The organism is Siphonobacter curvatus, from assembly GCF_002943425.1.
Classification (GTDB): domain Bacteria; phylum Bacteroidota; class Bacteroidia; order Cytophagales; family Spirosomataceae; genus Siphonobacter; species Siphonobacter curvatus.
This window is the reverse complement of record NZ_PTRA01000003.1, coordinates 47,527-73,671: the sequence shown is the minus strand read 5'-3', so window position 1 is coordinate 73,671 and position 26,145 is coordinate 47,527. Positions and strand designations below refer to the sequence as shown.

Below are 26,145 nucleotides of genomic sequence, written 5' to 3'. Positions count from 1 at the left end.
GAATGAATTATTCCTTTCCCGAGGTTACCTTACTGGTAACCCACTATAACCGAAGTGGTTCACTGGAGCATTTGCTGACTAGTTATCGGCAGATCGGTTGCCAGTTTGGAGATACGGTGGTGTCAGACGACGGCAGTAAACCCGAACACGTAGAGAAACTTCGGGAACTCCAGCAAATATTTAACTTTCAGCTCATTACCACGCCGCAAAACCGAGGCCTTGGTAACAATATCAATAAGGGCCAGGATGCGGTAAAAACGCCTTTGACCCTGTACGTTCAGGAAGACTTTGAACCCAGTACGGATTTTCCGCTGCATTTTAACCACGCCCTGGAATTAATGCAGGCGAATAAAAACCTGGACTACATTCGGTTTTACGCCTACATTCCCTATCCCTACCTGCGGCCCTACGCGTACAACTTTTCGGAGATGTACCTTCCTGCCTTTGGTATCGATTACACGAAGATTTATGCCTACAGTGACCATCCTCACCTGCGTCGGAGTACGTTTCTGCAGAAGTTTGGTCGCTACGCAGAAGGCATTAAGGGCGATCGGATGGAGTACCGGATGTGCATTTCGTTCTTACAAAAAGGCGGGAAGGGTCTGTTTTACAATGACTACCAGTCGCTGTTTACGCAACGCAATTCAGCCGCCGAACCGAGTACCATGACCCGCAGTGCATTGACGCAAAGTAATAATAAGCTGATTGCTCTGGTACGGGACGTCTACCGGCAGATTAAATACAATTACGATATTCATTTCATGCGAACGTAGCCCTTCTGCGTACCCCACCTATGGCATTGAAGCACTATATTGATTCTAATCCAGGCCTTAAAAAGCTGGTTCACTGGTTACTTATTCCCTCGGGTGAAGCCCGGCCCCGGCGTTGGGTTAGCTGGTTTGTGAATCCCTTTGTACACCGGAAGCACCGCTCGGCTATTGTTCGATCATCGGCTCGCATGGACGTACTTCCTTTTAAACAATTTGCCCTGGGAGCCAAAAGCGTGATCGAGTCGTATTGCGTAATCAACAACGGCGTAGGCGATGTAATCATTGGCGATCATTGTACCATTGGGATTTCTTCCGTGGTTATCGGACCGGTACAGATTGGATCAGATGTTATTATGGCTCAGCACGTGACGGTATCCGGACTGAATCACGTCTACGAAGATGTACGTACGCCCATTCACCGCCAGCCGATTGTGACGGCTCCCATCGTGATTGAAGATGAATGCTGGATCGGGGCGAACGCTGTCCTTACGGCGGGCGTAACCATTGGTCGGCATTCCGTCGTAGCGGGCGGTAGCGTAGTAACCAAAGACGTGCCGCCGTATTCGGTGGTCGGTGGTAATCCAGCCCGCCTGATCAAACAATACGACGCCGCTACGCAACAGTGGGTACGGACACCCAAAGCCTAAAGCTGACTTTTGACGGCTTTCACCTGCTCAAATACGGCTTCAAACTCTTCCGCCCGTCGTTCCCAGGAATTTGCCTGAGCCAACGCAACCTGCTGCCGTTGTTTCTCGGGCGTATCTTCGGCTATGCGTTGACCGAGGCTTTGCTGAAAGGCTTCAGGGGTTGCGGCAATAGCGATGGCATCGCTAAAATCGTCCAGAATCGAAAAAGGCGTAGATACTACTGGTAACCCCGCCGCTAAGTACTCATTGATTTTGAGCGGATAGATGGTGTAGGTATGTTCGTTACACACGAAGGGAATCATCCCTGCTTTCCACTGAGCCAGTATGGGGGGTAGTTCCTGGGGAGGAACGGAGGGAATAAATCGTACGTTCGGATAAACGGATAATTCTTCTTGAACCCGCGGATCCACGATTAGTCCTACAAATTGAAACTCCACGTGCGGCATCGTACGGGCACAATACCCGACAACCTTCGTATCAATCCGATTATCGGCCGTACCCAGATAACCCACGATGGTCCGTTCGGCAGGTTGTTGCTGACGCAGGGCGTAAGCTTGATTGAATAAGTCAAAATTAGCCCCGTTTTTTACGCAGAACGTATGGGGTTGCGTCTGGGATTTCATGCGGTACAGGGCTTCAGAAGTAGTAATGACCGCATCTACTTGCTTCATAAATTCCTGTTCGTACCGAGTCCCGTGTTTTCCCATCCAGGCCTCGGCGGATATCTCGTCGAAGCAGTAATAAATGGTAGCAAACTCATGAAGCTGATGCACCAGAGGCAGTCCTAACACGGGATTAAACGCGTTAATGACCAGCGGCTTTTGCATACCCAATTGCTGCATAACGCCTCGCAAGCCTTTGATAAGACGACCTGTATTGAGGGGCAGAAAGGTATCGTGCGAAGCCGCCGACATCCAGTTGATGGGAAATAATACCGGCGGTGTCCATACGTGAACGCTCCGATTCGGTCCCAGCGAAAGCTGCGTCAGTGGGTTTTCTACCCGAGTTAAGGCTTTAACAGGGACTTGACGTTTACCTCGCAGACCCGCAACGAGATCTTTTACCGTGTAGGGGTAGTCTACGTACAGGATTCGGTAACGTTCGGAAAGTACAGTCAGGAGTTGAACGGCTGAGTTTTGAAACTTTCCCTGCCAGGGAGTCTGGCTGACACAAATGATACTATCGAACTGTTTGGCGGAATTACGGTCGATTGCCTTCATGAAGCGTAATGGTAGAACAGATGTTACGTTATAGCGGCGGTACGGAGCATCTATAATTCTTTACAAGGTACTATTTTTATTCAAAAAAGAAGCACTTTTTTATGCTTTCCTGGTTTCAATAATCGGAAATCATTTGCTTATGTTTAAAGCCTAGAAATAATAAGTATAATTACTTAATAAATTAGATCTCTAAACCTCTGAAAGTCGCTATAGCGCGTTCACAAAAAAATAAATTAAGCAATTTTTGCCCATTTTAATCGCTTAACTTATCTTTAAAAAATGATACCCAGTACCTTAGGGCTATATAAGTATTTACTAATTCCGCCAAGCAAAATATGCTATACTTAAACTTTATCCGTCCCTTGATTTATCCTATTCTTCGATCTCCTTGTCTATAACTAATCATCGGAACGAACGCTCTAGAAAGAGTTACTGGCCTTGGTTTCTACGCCTCTAAAAAACTTAATCGTTCTAGAATGGTTTTTTCAGGAATTCGCTATTTTCATTTCTCCTTTCGCTTAAAAACGTTTGGGAGCGACGCTGTGAAAAGCCAACGAATACGCCTGCTTACTGAATTTGTTTAAATTTCTTTCAACCTTTACGGATCGAATTCGTGTTCGGTTACTGAATGGTTCACCTGCCGAAGGCAAGCTTTGATTTTTATCAATACATATTATTTGTCCCTTATGAATCCGCCAAATTCCACCCTCGAAAAGTCAACGATTTTAATACTGGACGATGAGCCCATGACGCGAAAAGTACTCCAGTTATGCCTCAACAAAGAATTTGATACGATTATTAAAGACGACGGAATGGCTGGCATGTCTTACATTGAGACGGGTAGTCCGGTAGACTTGGTCATTGCTGATTTAAACATGCCTCATTTGAATGGCAAAGAATTTTTGAAGGTATTACGAGGCAGTAATCTATTTGGTCATATTCCAGTAATTATTTTGTCAGGCAGTGAAGAAAGCAATGACCGGATTCAGTGTCTGGAACTAGGTGCTGACGACTTTATGACGAAGCCTTTTAATCCCTTGGAAATCATTGCTAAAGTAAAAGCAGTACTCCGCCGGGTTTATAAATAAGTTATTTTTTAGTGTGCGAAGTAAGTTTTCATTTCGTAATGAGGCACCGCCATGTCTGTTGTTACCCATCCACCTTTACGTATCCTGTACGTAGAACCTGATAGTAGTGCGAGTGATACGTTTAAGCAAGCGTTCGCTGAGCCATTGAATATATGGCAGCTTACCTCTGCGGAAGAAGCATTGGCAGCACTGAAAGACCACTATCCGGCCGATGCTGTGATTATAAGCTACGAAGCTCAGGCTATTTCATTCCTGAAGCAGCTTCGGTCTATTCCCTGGTTGAGTGCGCTACCGGTTATTGTAACCGTACCTACCCTGAACAACACCTACAAACAAGAGGTGCTTCAAGCAGGAGGTAATGATCTATACCCCAAAGACTTTAGTCGCGGTGATCTGCTCACTCGACTTCATTACTTCGTTCGGAAAAGTCAGCTTCTGGCTCTACAGCCGACGCGTATGCCTCGTTTTCGCGTACGCGTGACGTGGTGGAAACGCTTCATTGATGTGACCACTACGGGTCTGGCCCTGCTCCTGCTTTCGCCCCTGTTCTTACTGGTGGCCCTCTTGATTCGTATCGATTCCAAAGGACCTATTATTTATCGCTCTAAACGCGTAGGTGGCGGTTATAAGGTATTCGATCTGCTTAAGTTTCGGACCATGCGTACCGATGCCGACAAACTCGTGAAGGAAATGGCTGCCTTCAATATGTACAACAAAGTAGAAGAAGTGCCTGAAAAAGAGCAGTTCGCTTTGTGTGCCGAGTGCGTGTATAGCGGCAAGAATACCTGCCAGCGAATGCTGTACCTCGACAATGAGGAAGTTTGTGAGAAGGTATATCTCCAGCGGAAACACAACAAAGCGGCGTTCATGAAGTTTGGCAACGACCCCCGTATCACGCGAATTGGTCGGTTTTTGCGGAATTCCAGTATTGATGAATTGCCACAACTCATTAACATCTTCCGGGGCGATATGTCGCTGGTCGGCAACCGTCCCTTACCGCTTTACGAAGCGGAAAAACTGACGTCTGATCAATACATTCAGCGTTTTGCGGGCCCCGCCGGACTGACGGGCCTTTGGCAAGTGACCAAACGTGGAAAAGGCAAGCAAGACATGTCGGAAGAAGAACGCATGCAACTGGATATTGAATACGCTAAAAACTATTCGTTCTGGATGGATGTAAAGATTATTCTGAAAACTTTCCCGGCTTTAATTCAATCCGAAAACGTATAAGAGTTTCTTCCCTGGCGTAGGAATCGTCCTTCCCAAAGTCATAAATCGTACGAATGAAAGCGTTTTTTTTTCTTAGTCGCCACTACGCAGGTAGGCTGTTTGCGAAGGTATTCTTGCTGGGATTTATGCTTGAAGTAAGTACTGTTTCGGTACAAGCTCAGGAAGCGACTCAGTCGATGATGCAGGATATCTCCTATCCCTATCTCGAAAAATTAATCGAAATAGCTAAAGCAAATTACCCCCGTAGTAAGTCGTTCAAAGAACGCGTAGGTATTGCTGACTTAGGCATCAGAAGAGCCAAAGTAGCCTATTTTGACGCCTTGTCTGTTTCCTACCTCTACAGCCCGGCCAATACGCCTACGTACATTACCAATCCTACCTCTCCCGTACCAACGGTAGTTAACCCGAACTGGTTTAATAACTATCAGATTGGCCTGCTACTGAACATAGGATCCATCTTACAGAAAACTCCGCTTTTGAAACAGGCCCGAGGAGAGAAAAAAGTGGCCGAGTACGAGCAGCAAGCCTTTGATCTTAATTTAGAAGCTGACGTCAAGCAACGCTATTTTGCCTACATCCAACGACGAGCCGTTTTACGCGTCAAGCATGAATTGCAACTGGATATAGAGAGCATGCTGAAGGACGTAAAATATAAATTTGAAAAGGGTGAACAAAGCCTTGAAAACTACAATAACGTGTTGGTGATGTATTCGGACAATAATCAGCAACTGATTATTGCTGAAAGTGAGGTGCTCATCTCTAAAACCCGACTGGAAGAACTTGTGGGGGAAAAACTTGAAAACATCAAGTTAGATCAATAAGCAATTTATCCTTGACCCATACTACATAAGTTAAGCATCACGCAATCGAATGGCAGATTTCATTAGATTTCTTAATTTCTTATATAAAAAGAAGTGGCTGCTGCTGGCAGTCCCCTTACTAACCGTCATTGCCGCCTATTTCCTGGTTCAGAAACTCCCCGACGAGTACACATCAACGGCACGAATTGCGACGGGGCTAGTGGATAAAACGGATCAGGGATTCACGGGCGGTGGCAACGAACAGCAGTCGGAAGTAACGCAAAAGTTTGACAATATCATACAGAGTATGCAGCTGAAGAATACCTTAAATATGGTTTCTTATCGGCTCATTCTGCATGATCTTACCCAGCCCGCCAAAGCTTTTCATAAACCCAGTAAACCCGTACAGGAGCTGAGTTCCACTGAAAAGAGTCGGGCTATTGCCATCTTTAATCAAAAGCTTTCTACCCAGCAGGATCTTTTCATTGAAAGTCCCGAAGAAAAGAAGTTACTGAATATTCTGCAATCCATGCATTACGATACGGATGCTATTTCCGGTAACCTCACGGTTTCTCGGGTGAAGGATAGTGACTATATCCGGGTTGAATTTGATGGCGATGATCCTGAATTTACGGCTTTTGTGGTCAATACCTTATGTACAGATTTTATCAGTCGCTATTCCATTCGATTACAGACGAGTAATGATCGTTCCATTGAATTTCTAGAAAAATTCATGAACGAAAAAATGCGGAATCTGACCGGATTGATGGATCAGCTGAAACAGTATAAAATTAAAAATCGGGTTTTAAATCTCAATGAACAAGCCCGAAGCATGTATGGTCAAATCATTGATTTCGAGACACGTAGAGAAGTAGCTATTAAGGATGTAGTCGCGTATACGGCAGCCTTGAAAAATATTGATAATAAATTTAACCCCAGCGATCGGCGGTACCTCGAAAGTACGCTGGCGGCCATTAACCAGAACATTGTTGTAACCAAGCAGCAGTTAAGAGCGGCGAATGATATCTACTTCCGTTCCAATTTTGACCCTAAATACAAAGCTCGCCTTGATTCGCTTCAGAATAAACTGACCACCCAGATCAATCAATCGACGGATAGTTACATTTACAATCCTTTGGTGGCCAAAACGGAGCTGGTGAGTCAGAAATTAAACATGGAGATTGCCCTGGAGCTGGCTCAGAATAGCATTGCAACGGTTGAAAAAGAGTTAGTTCGCTTGAATCGGAAATTTGATGGGTTAGTACCCAACGAGGCGAAGATTCAGGAATTTGAAACCAGTATTGATATTGCCAGTAAGGAATACATTGAGGCTTTGCAACGCTACAACAATGCCAAAATGCAATCCCAGCAAATTACGCAGTTGAAGCTCATTGAAAAAGCTTTGCCGGGTACCTTAACGCCTTCTAAAAAAGTAATCCTCATTGTTTTCTCGGGAATTATCAGTTTTGTTCTCTGCTTGTTGATTCTCTTCCTGGTTTTCTATCTGGATAATTCGATTCATGATGCTAAACAACTGGCCAATTCAACTGATATTCCAGTCATTGGAACGCTCCATAAGATTGATACCAGTTCGGATCTAACGCAATTATGGCATGATCCGTCCCCGAGTAAATCCGTACTAACGTATCGGAATGCTTTACGTTCGATACGGTTTGAACTCGATCATGAATTAACTACGGGCAAGGTTATTGCCTTAACCAGCTTACGACCGGAAGAAGGGAAAACAACGCTGCTTTTAAGTCTGGCTCATGCGTTTGCCATGATTAATAAAAGGGTCTTGATTGTAGATGGAAACTTTAGCAGTACCCACAGCACTTCCCTCACTCCTAAAGCCGTATATGTGGAAGATTTCCTGCATACAACCATGCCTCTGGAATCACTGTACGTTGAAAACGGCATTTATTCCCTGAGTAATAATCGGGGTGATTACTCCCTCTTTGAGCTGGCCAGCGAAACGCACATTGCCGCTAAAATTGCTGAACTAAAAAGCTATTTCGATGTCATACTGATCGAAACGCCGGCTTTAGAAACGCGAAATAAGGCGAAAGAATGGATTCAGTTCGCCGATAAAGTAGTGGCCGTTTACGAAGCCCATACTACGATTCGAGATTCACACACTCCAGGCATTCAGTATTTAAAGAGTCTGGGCGATACCCTGGTAGGCTGGGTATTAACTAAGGCGACTACGGTATCTTAACCAAGGAATTGAATGGATGTACGTACCCTAGCTTATAACCTGTGGCTACTGCTGCAATTAAGTATCGGATACAATCTGGTTTTACCCGTAGTTTTACTGGTAGGGTATCTGATTCGAAAAGCTTTTGTTTCCAAACGCCAGTCCGCTCCGCTAACCCTTGAGCCGGATTACGCCATTATTGTTACGGCTTATGAACAAACGGTGCTGTTACCCAGCGTAGTAGCTTCTCTGCTGAAATTAAATTATACGAATTACGTCATTTACATTGTGGCCGATAAGTGTGACATCAGTACCTTACACTTTGACGATCCCCGGGTGCAACTGCTCCGGCCGGAGCAAGTACTGGCCAGTAACACCCGCTCCCATTTTTACGCCATCCAACGGTTTATCCGGCCGCATGAACGGCTCACGATTATCGACAGTGATAACCTGGTTGATCCGGAGTATCTCAATGAGCTAAATCGTTACTTCGCTCAGGGTTTCACCGCTGTACAGGGAATTCGGGAGGCAAAAAATCTGGATACTACGTTCTCCTGTCTGGATGCTGCCCGGGATATTTACTATCATTTCTACGATGGTAAGGTGCTTTTTGAAGTAGGTTCTTCGGCTACGTTAGCGGGCTCAGGTATGGCCTTTACTACGGAATTGTACCGGGCCAGCCTGGAACACCTGGACGTGACGGGAGCAGGTTTTGACAAAGTATTACAAAATGCCATTGTAGGGGCTGGCCACCGCATTGCCTTTACGGAGTCAGCCATCGTATACGATGAAAAAACGGCCAAATCGGATCAATTGGTCAAGCAACGGGCTCGCTGGATTAATACCTGGTTCAAGTATTTTTCGTACGGGTTCGGTTTGATTTTCAAAGGCCTCACCACCTTCAACTGGAACCAGTTTGTATTTGGACTCATCCTGTTACGGCCACCGTTGTTTATTTTTCTGCTGTTGTCGGTGGTTTTTATGCTCATCAACGTATGGGTGGCTCCGACCCTGGCTCTGGTATGGTTCCTGGGTTTACTCACCTTCGTAGCTGGGTTTTTCATAGCCCTGCTCCTATCTGACACGCATCCGAAAATTTACAAGTCGCTCTGGAATATTCCCCGGTTTATGCTTTACCAAATCATGGCTTTGCTAAAAGTTCGAAAAGCCAACCAGATTTCAGTGGCAACCAAACACGGTTCTTCCGAATAGGATTATGAAGATTTATCCGGATCGCCCCAAACGAACCCCAGGAAAAACGGATGCTCCCGAGGGGTTAACTTCTACGGAAGCATTGATGCAAAAAATTGCCATTCTACTGGCCTTGGGTAGCGTTTATTTCTTCTTTTTCAAACTCGTATTTTTATAAGTGAGCTCCTTTAAACTGCCCGTATCGAATGATTCTGCCCAGCGATCCATCTTTACGTGGATTCGGCAAAAGCTGTGGGTGGAAAAATTCTATAACCTACCAGGAGCCGCTTTGCTGCTACTGGCCTCACTGGGCTTGGGCTGGATTGCCATTGAAGTCGATATCAAGCTGAGCTTCGCTATTTTGGGGGCAGGTATTGCTCTGCCCATTCTGTATGCGATTGTAGCCAAACCCGAGTTTGGGATCCTAACGCTACTCGTGATGGCCAATCTGCTGTTTTTTATTTTGCGGCTGGGTGTCGAATTTCCCCTAGGCACCTTACTCGATGGCTTACAGTACCTACTGATTCTGGGCTTTTTCATCGGTCAACGTTCCCGACCCGACTGGTCCGTTTTCAAAGGGCCCGTTAGTACGATGGTGCTGGTATGGGTAAGTTTCAATATTCTACAAGTACTGAATCCCGTAGCGGATTCGCGGCTAGCCTGGGTGTATACCGTACGTTCGGCGGCCATTGTCGTACTGATGTATTTTGTATTCAAATACCAGATCCGTACCGTCCAGTTTATCCGCGTCATTCTAAAAATCTGGCTCTTTATCTCGGTCTGGGCCGCATTACTAGCCTATAAACAGGAATACATTGGCTTTGCTGCTTCAGAACAGGCCTACCTTGACTCCGATCCTAGCATTGGTAGTCTGCTCTTTATCGACGGTCACTGGCGGAAGTACGCGCTTTTTGCCGATCCCGTGATTTTCTCCTACAACATGGTCATTGCGAGTCTGATTTGCGTAGCCCTGTTGACCGGCCCGCTGGTTCTCTGGAAGAAGATAAGCCTGGTAGGCATGATCTTTCTATTCATTAGTGCGATGCTTTTCTCAGGAACGCGGGGAGCGTATGTACTATTACCCGCCGGACTAGCCCTGTTTGCCATTCTTAAGTTCAACCGGATCATTCTATTTTTCTCGTTGATCGCGGGCTTTTGTATGGCCGTACTGATTATGATTCCGACGTCGAATCCAACGTTGTACCGCTTTCAAACGGCCTTTCGCCCGACCAACGACGCTTCCTTTAACCTGCGGGCCCAGAACCAGAAAAAAATTCAGCCCTTTATTCAGTCCCATCCCATCGGGGGTGGATTGGGTGCTGCGGGTAGCTGGGGCAAACGCTTTTCGCCCGATTCGTTTCTGGCTAATATTCCTCCCGATGGAGGTTATGTACGCGTGGCCATGGAAACCGGGTGGGTAGGTCTGCTGCTCCTGTGTACGCTGATTTTCCTAATTATTCGAGCAGGAATTATCAATTTTTACCGGATCAAAAACCCGGAGCTTAAGACGTACTGTCTGGCGATGACCTTAAGCGTCTTCGTTTTGAATATCGGTAATTACCCCCAGGAGGCCTTGGTACAGTTTCCCCTCAATATCTACATTTATTTAATGGCCGCTCTAATCGATGTTACCTATACACTCGATCAGAAACAGCGGGCTGCTACCGCGAAGGCACTGAGCTAATCTACACGGCAGAAGTAGAGGGCGAGGTAAGATTCCAGCGTACCCCTTTCAAAAAGGCTTTGGCGTGCGTCAATTTTCCTTTCATCAGGTAGGTAAACACGTGTTTGGGCAGTACACAAGTGGCGAAGAATACGTAAAAAATGAGCCGTTGAAAGGCCGATCCGTGCCGCCGCATGTACAAAATACGATTGCGGGTGAGGTAATACGTTTTAAGGGGGTTGGACGCCCCTACCGATACGGATTCCTTGTGCAAAATCAGAGCCGAGGCCTGGTAATAAATCAAAAATCCGCCGTCTTTGATGCGTTGCGACCAGTCAAGCTCTTCGTAGTATAAGAAGAAACGTTCCGCAAAACGCCCTACCTTAGTAATGACCTCCCGCTTGACCAGCATCGCACAGCCGTGAGCAAAGTTCGTATATCCTGAATGGTTAAAACGTTCGCTATCGCGTTCGTTTAGCCCCACGGGCGTAGCCGTACCCGTGTACAGATTCATGGGATTATAACCCGCATACTGAACAATATCGGGATAATCGTAAAATTTAATTTTAGGGCAGGTAACGCCAATCCGGGAATCCTGCTGAAAGGGTTTTAGTAGATCGTCCAGTAAAGTTGGTGTCAACTCCGTATCGTTGTTGACGATGAAGAAGTAATCACCCCGGGCCGCTTCCATCCCCAGATTATTCCCCCCCGTAAAGCCCAGATTTTCCTCGCTGCGTACAATAGTTACGCCGGAATAATCGGCCACGTTAATTACGGTAGACAATACTTGCCGCGAGGCATTGTCCACCAGAATGACTTCGTAATTGGGATACGTCAAGCCGCGACAGGACTCCAGAAAATCCCGGGTTACTTCGGCCTGATTGTAATTGATACTAACAAGGGAAATGAGCGGATAGGATTCCGGTGATGTGGCCAGCATAGAAATGGGCAATGAAAGGATGGAACGGCTTATTCGGGTTTGTGAAACAGGCGGGACAATTCTACCGAAATACGCTTCTGGAAGGCTTTCGCCACTCCTCCGTCGCGGTTCAGTACGCGATCGCTCGTCCAGACGTGAGCCCCCCGGATAACGTGTTTCAAGCGTCCTTTGTCCAATAGCGTCATGGCCATCCAGCCGTCTTCGCACACACCCGTAGCGGCCACATTTCCCTGGTGCCCGGCATCGACTCGGAACCCACCTACGGCTAGTCCATCAGCTCGCCGGAAACCAAAATTGAAGCCCAGTACATTAATATACTCCAGCCCTTTCCATTCCCGAAGCTTAAATCCTAGGTGCGAAACGGATTCGTGCAGAAACAGAGCCAAGCGGGAATTTTGAGCACTCGGGATAAATGAATACGTTCCATAGGTACAGGAAACGTCGGGTTTGGTCAAGGGCTCCACGAGTGCATCCACCCAGGTAGGCGGATAAATACAGTCGCAGTCGGCGTTAAGAAAATACGTTCCCCGCCCCGCTTCCAAAGCCGCCTGTCGGGCGTAACCAATACCTTGTTGCGTAACCAGAATCGATTTAACGCCGCAGGCATCGAGTAGTGCCTGGGTTCGGTCCTTGGAATTATTGTTAGCGACAATAATTTCGGTACGAAAGCGGGTCTCCTGACTGGCCAGGGAAGAAAGCGTATTAAGCAGGTTTTTCTCCTCATTATACGCCGGAATAGCAATGGTTACCTCTGGATCTTCTACCTGAAATTTGGCTAGACGTTCCCGTAATTCCCGTAAAAATTCCGGACTCAAGGTATCGGGAGAATAGCTAAAACGATGTTGCTGCATCCTGGCGGGGATTTTATGGATATTAGACAAAAATAATTATTCATCAAGGAACTAAGTATCAAAGAATTAGTTTATTTTTGAAACTACGCTTTATATACGTCTTCAATCCCACGACTGTATTCTACTCTTTTTTTGCAATTTTTTTATATTTTTTTATTGCAAATGTCAATTCTTCATTTTTATATTTCACACCACGTTTTATTCACTGTCAATCCACCCTTGACAAGTCGGTTCTTAAAAAAGCTTTTTCTTGGAAAGTTTTAAAAGAAACAATTGTCCGCCAACAAAGTTTCAATGAAAACATCTCTAATTTCATTAGTGATTGGGATCCTATTGGCTCCAGGTTTCCTTTTCGCCAGCCCACTGGCCTACCAGCCCTTGCCCGCAAAGATTGAAGCGGAAAGCTATGTCGCCATGAGCGGCATTCAAACGGAAACCAGCTCCGACGTCGGTGCGGGTCTAAATGTCTCGCATATTGATGACAATGACTGGATGGATTACGACGTCAGCGTTCCTTCGGCTGGTGTGTATGTCTTTCAATTCCGTATCGCCAATGCCTATGGTAATGGTCTTATTGAAGTCCGTAATGCAGCCGGCTCCGTACTTAACCCTACCTTGAGTGTACCGCAGACGGGCGGCTGGCAAAGCTGGCGGACCATCACTACCAGTCTTACACTACCCGCTGGCAACCAACGGATTCGGATCTTCGCCAAACAGGGAGCCTTTAACTTCAACTATTTTGAAGTGGTTGCCCCCGTATCGCTGCCCGGCAAGATTGAAGCCGAAAGCTACATATCCATGAATGGCATTAATACGGAAACCACTACGGATGTCGGTGGTGGTTTAAACATTAGCTGGATTGACGACGATGACTGGCTGGATTACCTGGTGAAAGTTCCTACGGCGGGTACCTATACCTTCCAGTTCCGCATTGCCAATGCCTACGGCAACGGCAAGATTGAGATCCGCAATGCAGCGGGTTCGGTACTGAATGCTACGCTGAGTGTACCGCAGACGGGCGGGTGGCAAAGCTGGTCTACCATTAGTACAACGGCGACGCTACCCGCGGGCTCACAACTGCTTCGCATTTACGCTCGCCAAGGAGCCTTTAATCTCAACTATTTTGAAGTTACTACGGGTGGTGCAGTAGTACTACCTCAGGCCGTACTATCCTTTACCGCTCCGGCGAATAAAGTCATTGGCGATGCTCCCTTTGATCTAACCGTTAGCAGTTCGCAGTCGGGTACGCCCATTCTCGTGACGTCTTCCAATGCCAGCGTACTTTCCGTTTCCAATGCCAGCGGTTCCTGGAAAGCTACGGTAGTTGGGGCGGGTTCCGCGACGCTGACGGCTACGCAGGCGGGTTCGGCCCTGTATACGGCGGCGACTGCCGTTAGCCAAACGGTTACGGTAGCTGCGGCACCTCCGTTTACTGGTGTAGTCGGTACCAAGATTACGCTCGATCCCAAACGTTGGTACCAGATGAACAACGTCAGCAATGGCTTGGATGCCTTATTTGATGGCATTACGGATGTAGACGTACACACGGGTTATGGGAAACCCCTGGCCAATTATGATTCGTATTATCCGTTGTTGGAAGGCGAGTCCATGACCTTGCAAAGCATCAAGTTTTTTGACGGTCCGGGTAATCTGGAAGAATATCCGCTGAAAATTTTCATCATCAATGATCAGTGGGAACGCATTCCGGTAGCCACTTTTACCGGAAAATCGTACGGCACCTGGGTCGGTCCGTATCCGGATCGTGAATCCGTTTTTAAACTCGATGTCCCCATTTCCGGAGCCCGTTACCTCATCATCAATGCCTGGTATCAGTATCCGACCGAAATCGAATTGTACGGCACGCATACGCCCGCAACGGTACAACCCTCGCCCGCTCCGCAAAAATTTGTGAAGTTTAAGGACATGCTGGGTGTGAATGGCTTTGAGTGGAACTTTGAAGATGCCAATAATCCCAGTGTCATTAACGAGTCCCGCATGAACGTGGTGAAAAACTTCACGGGAATTCGGCATTACATGGACTGGGAACGCCTGGAAGCCAACGAAGGCAAGTACACCTATAACCCAACGCACAGTGGCGGCTGGAATTACGACATCATTTACGAACGCTGCAAAGCCGCGGGCATCGAAGTACTGGCCTGCTTGAAAAACCTGCCCAACTGGCTCCAGCAGACGTATCCGGAAAGCGAACGCGATGGCGAAAACGTACCGCTTCGCTACGGAAAGGATTTCACCGACCCCCTATCCTACCTGGAACAGGCCAAAGTTGGCTTCCAGTACGCAGCCCGCTACGGTAGCAATCCGAACGTTAATCCGAGTCTGGTTACGGTAAACAGTGCTCAACGCTGGACTGGCGACGGTATCAACGTCGTGAAGATCGGTATGAATGTCATTAAGTATCTCGAATGCGATAACGAACGGGACAAATCCTGGAAAGGCCGTAAAGCGTACCAAACGGGTCGGGAATACGCGGCCAACCTCTCGGCGTTCTACGACGGCCATAAGAATACGATGGGCCCGGGCGTAGGTGTGAAAAATGCTGACCCGAACATGAAAGTCGTCATGGGAGGTATTGCCTCCGCTACGGTTGACTACGTGAAAGGTATGATCGACTGGTGCAAGCAGTACCGGGGTTATAAAGCTGACGGTAGCGTAAACCTCTGCTGGGACGTCATCAATTACCATTTCTATACGGACGATGCCTCTTCTTCACAAAGTGGTACGTCTTCGCGGGGAGCCGCTCCTGAAGTAACGAAAGCCGCTTTGGTGGCCGATAGCTTCAATCAATTAGCTCACCAGCAGGCTCAGGATATGCCCGTTTGGATTACAGAAGCGGGTTATGATCTCAACCAGGGTAGTCCGCTCAAAGCGATTGCCATTGGTAATAAAACGGTAGAACAAACGCAGGCCGACTGGATTTTACGTACGGCTTTGCTCTACGCTCGTTCCGGAATTGATAAACTGTTCTTGTATCAGTTATACGATGACAATCCACAGTCACCCATTCAGTTTGGCTCGATGGGTCTGATCAACGGGGATATGACGCGTAAGCTGGCAACGGACTATCTGGTGCAGGTCAATAAACTGCTCGGCGAATACAGCTATCAGCAAACTTTAAGCACGAGTCCTTTCGTGGATCGTTACGAAAACAACGGCCAATCGATCTACGCACTGGTGGTACCCGGCGAAACGGGCCGTACGGTTTCCTACACACTGGACTTGAAAGGAGCGGCTTCCGCTCTGGTGTACACCCCCCGGGCAGGAGGCGATGCCATGCAGGTGACCACGGTTACGGCAACGAATGGAAAGGTTACGCTGACGGTTACTGAAACGCCTAGTTTTGTCATACCCCAGGGAACGGCGAGCGGCGGACGGGTAGCGGCGGAAGTAATCAAACCTACGGATGTTTCACTGGCTACGTTGAACGTATATCCTAATCCTACAGCGGATTATGTCAGCATTGCCTTAGACAATGACAACTTGGGACCGGTTGACGTACTCATTTACGACATGGCCTTAAGCCGGGTACAAAACCGCATTGCTTATAAGAAGGAGAAGACTTCATTCATCCGTAAAATTGACCTAACAAGCTTACCCAAAGGTTTGTACCTGATTGAGGTAAAACAGGGTACGCAGCGTTCCGTGAAGAAAGTCATTAAAATGTAAGGGCTTCGTTGACAGCAATTAAAAAAAGAGACTTGGCTGAAAAGCCAAGTCTCTTTTTTATAGAAAAGGGTAAATAGCGTCAGACCTATACGCCTCCGAAGAATGAGTACCTGCTTTGTAAGTACTACTTCAGCCACTCCCGCTCAATAAACTGGAAGATTTCCGGCTTTTCCCGAGCGTGTAATATCTGGGCTCCCGAGAGTTTAGGGAAAAGATTTTCGTATTCGTTGAAGGCGTGTTCCATGCCCCAGTTGGGATTGGAAAGGATGATATTGGAGCCGCCGAAGCAACTCGCCAACGCTGCCGTTCCGCCGTGCATGGAGATGAAACGCTCCGAGTTGGCGTATACCATCAACTGCAGGTGGTTGTAGCTAATCACGCTTCCCGGATGATACTGTCGATACAGATCATTCATCTGGATTACTTCGGGGTGGTTTTCCCGTAACCAGGCATGCTCTCCTAAATCAAGCGTTTCGCTGTTATCCTGTACAATTTGCGTAGGCAGGGGCCGGTTATATACGATCTGGTATTTATCCCGGCACAAGTGAATGATCCGTTCTAATTCAGCAATGCCCAGAAAATTGATGGGCGGCTGATCCCATTCGCGATTGTACTTATTGGCAATCAGCAGAATGGGTTTATCGTAAACGAACAGATCATTTTTGTAATGCTCGCGAAAGGGTACCTGAGCCCATTTCTGAAAGCTGTACGAGTTACTGTGCGTCATGTTCGGCACGTCGTAGTGATCGTACGATTCGGTCCAGATCCGTTCTTTGTAACGTTCTTCGTGATTGGGACTGAAGAAGTAAAACTCCTTGGTATTACTGGCAGAGATGGTTTTTTCAAGGGTGCCATTCAGGTGATGCCAGTACGCAAAAGGCAATACGTAGCGTAATTCCTGATCGAACTCGCCCCGATACTCGATGACTTTATATGGCTTTTTCTCTACGTAATCCTTCAGCAAAAACTTCGTCTGCACGAGTTTGCAGTAGTAATTATCCCGAATAAAGTAGAGCAGATATTTTTTCTTAATGTTGGGGTACCGAAGAGCCGCCAGTGCATACAGCGACTTCAACATCAATTTCTTCATCGTCAGCGAGGCCTTTAAAATACATGGAATGCGTTACTCCGCCCGGCGTACTTTTTCCCAGATGCCGGAGGCCAGTCCGTTCCGGTACCGAAAGTACCCCAGAATGGCACACCAGTTCATAAACGAAAAGTAGTAGGGTACAAACAAGGCCTTCACGCGAAGCTTCTTGTTTTCCAGCCAGTAGCCCAGCAATGCGGCTGCGTAAAAAGCAATCTGAGCGATCAGCAATACCGGATATAACCAGCCTTCACTGAGCAGCACCAGTAGCACATTCAAAATAAACACCAGCGGTAGAGCAAACGGAGCCACGGCCCACCGCATCATCCGGTGAGAGATGTACTGAAACGACAACCAGCCATAGCGGAAAATATTCAGCAAATGCGGTAAACGGGCAATGGACTGAAAGCCTCCCGCGGCAATGCGTACTTTACGTTTCTGTTCGTCGCCGATGGAAAAAGAAGGCCGTTCCAGGGCATAGGCCTCGGGATCGTACACCACGCGGTACCCCCGGGTGGCAATGCGAAGCGAAATCATGAAATCATCGAGCAACGTATCTTTTTCAACGTGCTCGTAAAGTTCCGTCCGAATGGCGAATAATTCACCCGCGGCCCCCACTACGCTGTAGAGTTCAGTATCGAGTTTTTTCAGGAAGGATTCGTACTTCCAGTACAAGCCCTCGCCCGCTCCGGCAGCGGCTTCATTTTCGAACGTTTGAATGCGTTTTTCTCCCGAAACAGCCCCCACTTGCGGATCGGCAAAGTGTCGTACTATGTTAGCTACGGCATCCGGATTCAGATTGGTATTAGCATCCGTATAGATAACCAGCGGTGTATGCACCCAATGCATGGCCTGGTTGATGGCTTCAATTTTGCCCCGACGCTCACTCCCGCCCATGACGGAAATTCGTGGATGGCTACCGTACTGCTGCTGCAACCACTCGGTACTCCCATCCGTCGAGCCTTCCGTTACGAAAAGAATCTGTAAGTGCTCGGGGGGGTAATCCAGTGCCAGGGAATTATGAACCTTTTCGGCCAGGCAACCCATTTCATTATACGCCGGAATGACCAGGGTGACATCGGGCTGATACGAGGCAGAAAATTGGGACGTACGCCTTTTGCGGAACTTTAGCAGCAGCCAAAGGAAGATTCCATAGCCGAGGTACGTATAAAAGACTAGAAAAATCAGGAACCAAAATAGAATTTCGAAGAAAATCTTCATATAACGTTGGCGGACGATTACATCAGTCAAAGATAGCTTTCCAGCGTAGTTCTTGAGCCGTTTTCCACGGGAATTATCATTCTTTTTTGATTTTAATGGCCGGAATACTTTTTTCTAACCACAGGAATTTATACCAATGTGTTTGTCTGAAAATAATTGCTGTCTATTTTTGTACCCAGTCCCTGACAATATTCTCCTTATGAAGCGAGTACAAGCCATTCTATCCGTTCTGATGTTAGGTAGCCTGCTGGCTTCCTGTGCTTATCAACGAGCCAATACCATTGACCAGGCTGATGTCCGTAAAAACAATAAAACGGTCTATGGCGTTTCTCCTGACAGTGCTGCCGCTCAGCTCAAAAATACCTGGCCTGATAAAGAAGGCACAGCCGAACGAGCTGAAAACATCCGTTTGAAATTACTGTCCCTGAAGGGTTCTACCCATAACTAACTCCTGGTGAGTAGGTGACAAAGTATACTCTAAAAGCGGTGATCGTAAACGATTATACCGCTTTTTTAGTTTATCGGTTTAATGAAGTACTCTCCGCCGCTATTGCTGTCATTCTTCTCATCTTATTGCATTTTTAAAAGCCTTTGACGTATGAATATTGCTTTAGTTACCGGTTCAGCCGGATTGATCGGAAGCGAATCGGTCGCTTTTCTTGCCGACAAATTTGACCTGGTTGTTGGGATTGACAACAACATGCGGCAGTACTTTTTCGGTGCCGAAAGTAGCACCGACTGGAACCGCAACCGTTTACAGGAAAGATACACCAACTACGTGCACCGCACCGCCGACATTCGTTCGGTTGAAGAATTAGCCCTTATCTTCAAGGAGTACGGCAGTGATGTGAAGATGATCGTGCATACGGCCGCTCAACCCAGCCACGACTGGGCCGCCCGTGAACCTTTTACGGATTTCTCGGTCAATGCCACCGGTACGCTGAACATGCTGGAAATGACGCGTCAGCACTGCCCTGAGGCCGTCTTCATCTTCACTTCTACGAATAAAGTATACGGCGACAATCCCAACTTCCTGCCCTTAGTAGAGCTGGAAACCCGTTGGGAAATTTCTCAGGATCACGCCTATTACGAAAACGGGATTGACGAAAATCTGAGCATCGACCATACCAAGCACTCCTTGTTCGGAGCTTCAAAAGTAGCGGCTGATGTACTCGTACAGGAATACGGCCGGTATTTTGGCATGAAAACCGGTGTTTTCCGGGGCGGCTGTTTGACGGGTCCTAACCACTCGGGTGCTCAGTTACACGGTTTTCTTTCGTACCTGATGAAATGTGCCATTACCGGTACCCAATACACCATTTTCGGTTACCAGGGTAAGCAGGTACGTGATAACATCCACGCACATGACTTGGTGAACATGTTCTGGCATTTCTACCAAAATCCACGTCCGGGCGAAGTTTATAACGCGGGAGGTGGTCGTTTTGCCAACGTTTCCATGCTGGAAGGCATCAAGATTTGTGAAGAGATTTCCGGCAATAAAATGAACTATACGTATTCAGACACCAACCGCATCGGTGACCACATCTGGTACGTGTCGGATTTGTCGAAATTCAAAGCCCACTATCCCGGCTGGAACTGGACCTACGATATCCACTCGACGCTGGTTGAAATTCACGACGGTATCGCCGAGCGTTTACGTACTGCCTAGGCGAAAAGTAGTATATTTTTAAAACACCGGGCTTACGTCCGGTGTTTTTGTATACATGGGATTTGCCTACTTGTCAGAGACCTTGCCAAAACATGCGATTCATGCGTACCTTTGTAGAACTAGTCCTATGACTTTCAACTAACTATCGACCCATTCGCAACGCTTGATCCTTCGCTTATGAAACTCAGTGTCGTCATTCCCGCGTATAATGAACAGGATTCTATTTCAGAAACCTTGCTTTCGCTGTATCAAACGTTAGCCCGCGAGGGAATTGAACACGAGATTTTCGTAACTAACGATAACTCCAAGGATAATACCTTACAGGTACTCGAACGACTGTCCTTACAGATTCCTACCCTGCATTACGAAACCAACCTGGGGCCTAACGGCTTTGGATACGCCGTTCGTTACGGTCTGGAACGTTTCTCGGGCGACTGCGTGGCTGTGATGATGGCCGATTTGTCGGATGATCCCGAAGATCTGGTAAAATATTACTACAAAATGCGGGAAACCGACGCCGATGCTGTATTCGGTTCCCGCTGGATGAAAGGCGGCAAGGTGATTGATTATCCCGGACTGAAGAAATTCATCAACCGGATTGCCAACCTGATTATCCGAATGATGATTGGCATTAAGTATAACGATACAACGAACGCGTTTAAATTATACAAACGTGAGACCATTGAAGGCATTAAGCCCTTCCTTTCCCCGCACTTTAACTTGACGGTTGAGTTACCGCTGAAAGCGTACGTTCGTGGCTATTCGTTCGTCGTGATCCCCAACTCCTGGACCAACCGGAAATACGGCGAGTCTAAACTGAAAATCAAGGAAATGGGTAGCCGTTACTTCTTTATTTTACTGTACTGCATGATTGAGAAGTTCTTTTCACGCGGCGATTTCATGAAGAAAAAATCAGCCAAGACTGCTTCGGTAAGCCGTTAAGCGTACTTCACATAGGTCAATAAAAAGAGCCATCGGTTAACCGATGGCTCTTTTTATTGACCTATGCTTCAACGGGCCGTCTATTTTCGTTTGTAAAAGACGAACCCGTTTTCCGAACCGATTTTCTTTAAGGTTGGAATGGTATCGACTTCCGCTTCCAGCAGGTTTTTAGCAATCACGTATACCGGCTTGTCCACTTCCGGGCTGTGAATAGCCCAGTCATCGTCCCAGCTTTTGGGATGGCGTTCGGGCTGCTGACGAGCGTAGAAGAAAGGTCCGTAGCTGCGGTACTTATACGTTACAATGTAGCAATCTTCGCCCTGGCGAGCTTCAAAGAACCGGATGGCCGCCGCTTGCGAGATACTCTCGATACGGGCCACAAAGAACCACAGCGTCAGGGTGGTGAACACGGCTGTACCGATAAAAAGCGTTACCAGTCCACGTTCGTACTGTTGACGACTCAGGAAACGAATACCGAAGAGAATGACCAAGAACAGAACTACACCGGGGGTAGCCTCCCAACCCGTCCAGTTGACTTTAGCATCCAGATTAGCCGCCGCAAAGCTATCGTCGGGGGCAATCTGAGCCTGTAACCAATCGACGTAGTGCGATAATATAGGTAAGCCAATGGTTAAAATGACGAAAATCCCACCCGATACCGCCAGACTTACTTTCATCCAGGTACGAAAGACAATCCGGCCCGTCCACAGACGATAAATGGTTAAACTAGCCAGATACGTTAGCGGGAAGTAACACATGGATGAGTAGTGTACGATTTTCGACTTGACGATCGTGAAGATGATCAATACTACCCAGAATAAAATCACCATCCATTTCTGGTAATCCCGCTGGTAATCCGTTTCGCCCGATTCCGTACGGAAATTCAGGGCCCGCAAAGCAAACGTACTCGCCGGGAAACAGCCAAAGAACAGAATGACGAAGTGGTAACCCGGAAAACCCGCGTGCCCGGCATCGGGGGTCGAGAATAAGCGATAGTTGTACTTGATGAATTCCTGAATAAACCAGGGACCGTGCTGCCAGGTTTCCAGGCCGTACCAGGCCAGCGTTACCAGCGAAGTCATCACCGTATAGACAATGAAGTGAAGTGGGCTAATAAATAACTTGAAGCCATTCACCACAAAGTAAACCCCAAGGGTCACACAGACCAGCATATAGGCTACGGGACCTTTCGTCAGTACACCCATCCCGAGCAGAAAGCCGCCTAGCAGGAGGTAAAACCATTTGCTCTTAGGTAGCAGAAAGGTAAAATGATCCTTCTTCCAGCGGAAAAAGATAATTCCGTTTAGTCCAATGAAAATCCAGAGGTTGAACCAGGGGTCGATAATGCCCGATCGGAAGTACAAATGCGGCAGAATGGAGCCCAGATACGTTCCTACCCAAATCAATCCAAATCGCCGATTAAATAGTCGTTCGCCCAGCAGATACAGTAAACTCAGCGTCAGGATTCCGCACAAAGCGTTGGGCAGGCGGGCTGCAAACTCCCCTACGCCAAACGTATGCATGGCTAGCGACTGTAACCAGAAAAAGAACGGTGGTTTCTCCCAGAAAGGTTTGAAGTCGACGTGTACCCGCAGGTAATCCTTGAGGACCAGCATCTCGCGGGAGATTTCCGCGAAGTTGATTTCATCCCAGTCGAACAAATGCACGCCGCCCAGGAAGGGAATAAAGAACAATCCCGCCACCAGGGCGATGAGTACTAGAGTGGTTAAACGATTCATACGTGAAAGACGATCCCCTTACTTTTTCTTACCTCCAAAGATATTGAGCACTTTACTGACCATTTTGTCATCAATACCCAGGGTACGTTTCACCCGCGTATAGGTAGCTACGGCTTGTTTATCCAGCCAAATGGCAACCGACTTGATGCCATCGCCGGGACGGGCCTGATAGTTGGTAGGACGCAGTTTGGGCGTTTCTTTTTCTTCCGTGAAGTAATACAGGGCAACGGATTTCCGCGTCATATCCTCCGGGCACTGGATGGGATCCGGCAGACCGTGGAACGAATCGTCATCGGTATTAAATACCGCAATGCGGTTAAAGATCGGAGCGATTTTTGCCTCAACCCCCGTCATTTTGCGGTCCCACAGTTCCAGATCTCCGCGGTATTCGGGTTTCCAGTCTTTGTTAAGGTACAGCAGCAAATTTACCCGGCGTCGCCAGTTTCGCTTGTGCGGGTGTACGGTAAAGTCCGCGTGCACGTTCAAAAAGCCCCCGCGTTTGGACTGGTGTAATCCGCCTCCCTCGAGCATGTCATCCGCTTTTAGATTCGGAATCCCGGTAAGTTCGCTCATAAAAGCGACAAATTCATCGGAGTTGAGGTAGGTAATCACTTCCTGAATGAAAGGGGGCAGCAGCTCCATTTTATTGAGGCCGTGCTTTTTTTCATTTACGTGTACGTAGTGAATCCACCCTTCGTCCTGAATGGCCGGAAAAGATTGCATGGCCTTTTCGGCAGCCCACTCTTCCAGAAAATTGTCAATGGAAATGTGCGGATACGGATGTTCCGTCTGATATTGAGCTTTCAACTCCGGCAATTTGGCCTTCCAGGCTTCCAGATTGACAATGTTGGCAGTAGTATGAACCGTCGTATTCATAGATGCAGAACGCAAGGAATGGAATGAAATAAGTGAGTGAAACCCAGTTGAATGTACCTCCGGTTGGTTTCCCAGAACAAAAGTAGGCCGCGAAGGGGAGTTTTCGGAATGTAGGGGTTCGTTTTTCTACGAGACCTTACAACCAAATACACGAAAGACTGGCTCCCGGCGTGGTTTGACCCTTTTTATAGCTAGCTCCCTGTAATAGCAGGGGTTGGCCTTCGGCCCCCAGCTCCCAGAGTTCTCCTTTCAGAAAAACCCCAATCGCTTTCGTAATGGACGCCTCCTGGGGGGCCCGCGTCGGGAAGCTGTATTTGTCCCAGGCTTCTGACTCGGTGAGTTTGTTCACGTCCGCTCGGGCTTCAGCGGGTGTGGGGTAATTTTGATATCCTTCCCAGGGAAGCCGCAAATAGTTGTTCAACGTAATATTCGCCGGAACGGCCAGCATACAGGCTCCCTTTTCCCGCAGATTAGCATACGCCTGCGGAAACCACGAATCCTGGTGGATGAGTACGCCCAATTTGCCAGCTGGCGTATACACCACGGGTACATCGTTGATCGTTCCGGGAGTTATATACGTTTGCTCCTGCTTGGAGAGATACGCTTTCTTTACCAGTCCCGCCAGTGAACCATCGGGCAGAAAAACGCCCGATACGCTGTACAGGGCTCCACTTTCGTAGGCTAGCTTTTGCTCTTTGATGGCGGGCTCGGGCAGTACCGTAGTTCCGGCTACAATGGTAACGTCGTAGGTACTGGCCAGGTGCGAAAAGGTTTGCTGGTAGATATTAGCCATGTCAGCGGCTTTCATCGCTAGCAAACTATAGCTGGTGGGGTCCCGCAGCTCCTGTGGAGCCTGCATCCGGGTAGACAAATACGTAAAGAAATTACTATACGTGAGCGTCCGAATGGCGTCTTGTAGTTTGGGGGCGGCGTATACTTCGCGTTTTTCGCCCACGATCACCAGCCACAGCCCAATATTTTCCGGCAACACCACAATGCTTTTCCGGTTGAGCCAGCCTTTCCGCCGGGCTTCGGCAAAATAGCCATTCATTTTCTGAAAGAAAGCCTCTTCACTGGAGTAATCGACGGGTAACATATACGGCTGAATGCCAATCAGGTTGCCCCGCCCCGAATCGCGACCCATTTCGGCAAAAGATCGGTACTGGACATCGGCCGGCGGCAGAGCAATATTTCGATTTTTATTAGACCAAATCACGTACAGAGCCCAACCTAGCATCAGCGTACCCAGGATGATCAGTAAACGTTGTTTAAACATACAGGAGCAGTTGACGTATCGCTTATTATGTGTTGCTCAGACAAAGAAACACCTGGAAGTTTAACCAGGCCTCTGCTTAATTATTGCCGTTGCTGACTATAGGTTTGTAAAAAGGCTCCTAATTCCATCAGCCAGGCTACGCCCAGGTGAATGGCAATGCCACCCCAGATCGTCCGGCTTTCGTAGGCCAAAATGCCCAAAATATAGCCTCCCAGTACGGAGCCGAGGGTTTCACCCAGCGGTTTACCAAAGTGAATACAGGCGTATACCGCCACCATTGGTAGTACCGCCCCTCGTCCCAGCACCTGAGCCATTCCAATCACCAGAAAGCCCCGCAGCAGTAATTCCGTCGACACGAAATCAAAGCCGTAACAGGCTTCAAAGCCCAGGGCCGTTACCCATTCGGATACACCCAGAGCCGCTGCCGCTCCCCAGCCTTTATAAATCGGGTAGGTTTCCAGAAAACTCGGTTGAAAGGATGCCCAGCCAATCAATGGTACCATCAACAGCAACAGGGTTCCATACATACGCAGGCTTCCCTGGTCCGGCCGGAAACCATAAAAATACGAAGGTTGTGCATCCGTCCAACGATAAAATAGGGCGAGCGGTACCCAAATGGTCAAACCCGAACTTAGGTTGGATAAACAGTAAAAAGCAAATCGATAAACGGACTCGAATGCGGGCAGCGTAGCCAGAGGTTGGTAACCCGTAAAATCCTGCCACCAGGCCAGGATAATCATCCCAAATCCGCTAAAAAGCCAGAAAGTAGGCGTTCGTAGCAAGGCCAGTCGCTGGTGAAAAAAAAGCCAGAGTAGCGTTACGGTATAGTAGACGAACGCGTCGAGTCCCAGAAAGAGTACGAAGCGAATCCAGCTTCCCCGGTAGGCATCGATGTAAGTGTCCTCCAGATCAACGGCGTAATTGAAAGCGATACAGATCGCCAGAAACAAAGCCGTACAGCCGTAGAGTCCCGGCTTAAAATCCGCCTGAATGAAATCAACGAGATAGGTGCGTAACTTCCGCATAAACCGGGTGACGTAAAAAAGGCCTTGAC

21 protein-coding genes and 1 pseudogene are annotated in these 26,145 nt (G+C 47.8%); 13 read left to right on the top strand and 9 right to left on the bottom strand.

What is annotated here, in order from left to right:
* Positions 1-2: 2 nt before the first annotated feature.
* Complete coding sequence (locus tag C5O19_RS17335; RefSeq protein ID WP_104714668.1) at positions 3-773, top strand: glycosyltransferase; 771 nt, start codon at positions 3-5, stop codon at positions 771-773.
* Between the two features lie 20 nt (positions 774-793).
* On the top strand, positions 794-1,417 hold the full coding sequence (locus tag C5O19_RS17330; protein ID WP_104714667.1) for an acyltransferase: 624 nt from the start codon (positions 794-796) through the stop codon (positions 1,415-1,417).
* On the opposite strand, the gene C5O19_RS17325 is transcribed toward C5O19_RS17330, so the two are convergent.
* Positions 1,414-2,637, bottom strand: a complete 1,224-nt coding sequence (locus C5O19_RS17325) for a glycosyltransferase (protein WP_104714666.1) — start codon at positions 2,635-2,637, stop codon at positions 1,414-1,416. The genes C5O19_RS17330 and C5O19_RS17325 overlap by 4 nt on opposite strands.
* A gap of 686 nt (positions 2,638-3,323) precedes the next feature.
* Between C5O19_RS17325 and C5O19_RS17320 the strand changes: the two are divergent.
* The 7 genes and pseudogenes from C5O19_RS17320 to C5O19_RS17295 form a co-directional block, all read left to right on the top strand.
* Positions 3,324-3,713, top strand: a pseudogene (locus tag C5O19_RS17320) (response regulator transcription factor); the annotation flags it as partial.
* A 63-nt stretch (positions 3,714-3,776) separates the two neighbouring features.
* Positions 3,777-4,955, top strand: coding sequence for a sugar transferase (locus tag C5O19_RS17315; protein ID WP_104714664.1), 1,179 nt, complete (start codon positions 3,777-3,779; stop codon positions 4,953-4,955).
* A gap of 53 nt (positions 4,956-5,008) precedes the next feature.
* Complete coding sequence (locus C5O19_RS17310) at positions 5,009-5,776, top strand: TolC family protein (protein WP_243406432.1); 768 nt, start codon at positions 5,009-5,011, stop codon at positions 5,774-5,776.
* Positions 5,777-5,825: 49 nt separating this feature from the next.
* Positions 5,826-7,973 (top strand): exopolysaccharide transport family protein, encoded by a 2,148-nt coding sequence (locus tag C5O19_RS17305; protein WP_104714663.1) that lies wholly within the window; start codon positions 5,826-5,828, stop codon positions 7,971-7,973.
* A 12-nt stretch (positions 7,974-7,985) separates the two neighbouring features.
* Complete coding sequence (locus tag C5O19_RS17300; RefSeq protein ID WP_104714662.1) at positions 7,986-9,164, top strand: glycosyltransferase; 1,179 nt, start codon at positions 7,986-7,988, stop codon at positions 9,162-9,164.
* A gap of 4 nt (positions 9,165-9,168) precedes the next feature.
* On the top strand, positions 9,169-9,321 hold the full coding sequence (locus C5O19_RS26065) for a hypothetical protein (RefSeq protein WP_165796051.1): 153 nt from the start codon (positions 9,169-9,171) through the stop codon (positions 9,319-9,321).
* Complete coding sequence (locus C5O19_RS17295; protein ID WP_243406431.1) at positions 9,322-10,827, top strand: O-antigen ligase family protein; 1,506 nt, start codon at positions 9,322-9,324, stop codon at positions 10,825-10,827.
* A 1-nt stretch (position 10,828) separates the two neighbouring features.
* Here C5O19_RS17295 and C5O19_RS17290 read toward each other — a convergent pair whose 3' ends face one another.
* On the bottom strand, positions 10,829-11,746 hold the full coding sequence (locus C5O19_RS17290; protein WP_104714661.1) for a glycosyltransferase family 2 protein: 918 nt from the start codon (positions 11,744-11,746) through the stop codon (positions 10,829-10,831).
* A gap of 29 nt (positions 11,747-11,775) precedes the next feature.
* Positions 11,776-12,597: a glycosyltransferase gene (locus C5O19_RS17285; RefSeq protein WP_104714660.1), complete on the bottom strand. Its 822-nt coding sequence runs from the start codon at positions 12,595-12,597 to the stop codon at positions 11,776-11,778.
* Positions 12,598-12,891: 294 nt separating this feature from the next.
* Here C5O19_RS17285 and C5O19_RS17280 point away from each other — a divergent pair, with 294 nt between their 5' ends.
* Entirely contained in the window at positions 12,892-16,281 is a 3,390-nt protein-coding gene (locus tag C5O19_RS17280; protein WP_104714659.1) for a carbohydrate-binding protein, read from the top strand.
* A 124-nt stretch (positions 16,282-16,405) separates the two neighbouring features.
* Here C5O19_RS17280 and C5O19_RS17275 read toward each other — a convergent pair whose 3' ends face one another.
* Positions 16,406-17,371 (bottom strand): hypothetical protein, encoded by a 966-nt coding sequence (locus C5O19_RS17275; protein WP_104714658.1) that lies wholly within the window; start codon positions 17,369-17,371, stop codon positions 16,406-16,408.
* A gap of 33 nt (positions 17,372-17,404) precedes the next feature.
* The gene (locus C5O19_RS17270) at positions 17,405-18,589 is read right to left on the bottom strand and encodes a glycosyltransferase family 2 protein (protein ID WP_104714657.1); all 1,185 of its coding nucleotides are present in this window, start codon (positions 18,587-18,589) and stop codon (positions 17,405-17,407) included.
* 199 nt (positions 18,590-18,788) lie between these two features.
* Here C5O19_RS17270 and C5O19_RS17265 point away from each other — a divergent pair, with 199 nt between their 5' ends.
* The 3 genes from C5O19_RS17265 to C5O19_RS17255 all read left to right on the top strand — a co-directional run bounded on the left by C5O19_RS17265 (position 18,789) and on the right by C5O19_RS17255 (position 21,200).
* Positions 18,789-19,037, top strand: a complete 249-nt coding sequence (locus tag C5O19_RS17265; protein ID WP_133163383.1) for a hypothetical protein — start codon at positions 18,789-18,791, stop codon at positions 19,035-19,037.
* Between the two features lie 150 nt (positions 19,038-19,187).
* Positions 19,188-20,258 carry an NAD-dependent epimerase/dehydratase family protein gene (locus C5O19_RS17260; protein WP_104714655.1) on the top strand — a complete coding sequence of 357 codons (1,071 nt, stop codon included), beginning with the start codon at positions 19,188-19,190 and terminating at the stop codon, positions 20,256-20,258.
* 177 nt (positions 20,259-20,435) lie between these two features.
* Positions 20,436-21,200, top strand: coding sequence for a glycosyltransferase family 2 protein (locus C5O19_RS17255; protein ID WP_104714654.1), 765 nt, complete (start codon positions 20,436-20,438; stop codon positions 21,198-21,200).
* Between the two features lie 80 nt (positions 21,201-21,280).
* On the opposite strand, the gene C5O19_RS17250 is transcribed toward C5O19_RS17255, so the two are convergent.
* The 4 genes from C5O19_RS17250 to C5O19_RS17235 form a co-directional block, all read right to left on the bottom strand.
* On the bottom strand, positions 21,281-22,939 hold the full coding sequence (locus C5O19_RS17250; protein ID WP_104714653.1) for an ArnT family glycosyltransferase: 1,659 nt from the start codon (positions 22,937-22,939) through the stop codon (positions 21,281-21,283).
* Positions 22,940-22,957: 18 nt separating this feature from the next.
* Positions 22,958-23,815 carry a 2OG-Fe(II) oxygenase gene (locus tag C5O19_RS17245; RefSeq protein ID WP_104714652.1) on the bottom strand — a complete coding sequence of 286 codons (858 nt, stop codon included), beginning with the start codon at positions 23,813-23,815 and terminating at the stop codon, positions 22,958-22,960.
* A 136-nt stretch (positions 23,816-23,951) separates the two neighbouring features.
* Complete coding sequence (locus tag C5O19_RS17240; protein ID WP_104714651.1) at positions 23,952-25,091, bottom strand: nitrilase-related carbon-nitrogen hydrolase; 1,140 nt, start codon at positions 25,089-25,091, stop codon at positions 23,952-23,954.
* Positions 25,092-25,171: 80 nt separating this feature from the next.
* The gene (locus C5O19_RS17235) at positions 25,172-26,116 is read right to left on the bottom strand and encodes a CPBP family glutamic-type intramembrane protease (RefSeq protein ID WP_104714650.1); all 945 of its coding nucleotides are present in this window, start codon (positions 26,114-26,116) and stop codon (positions 25,172-25,174) included.
* Positions 26,117-26,145 lie beyond the last annotated feature (29 nt).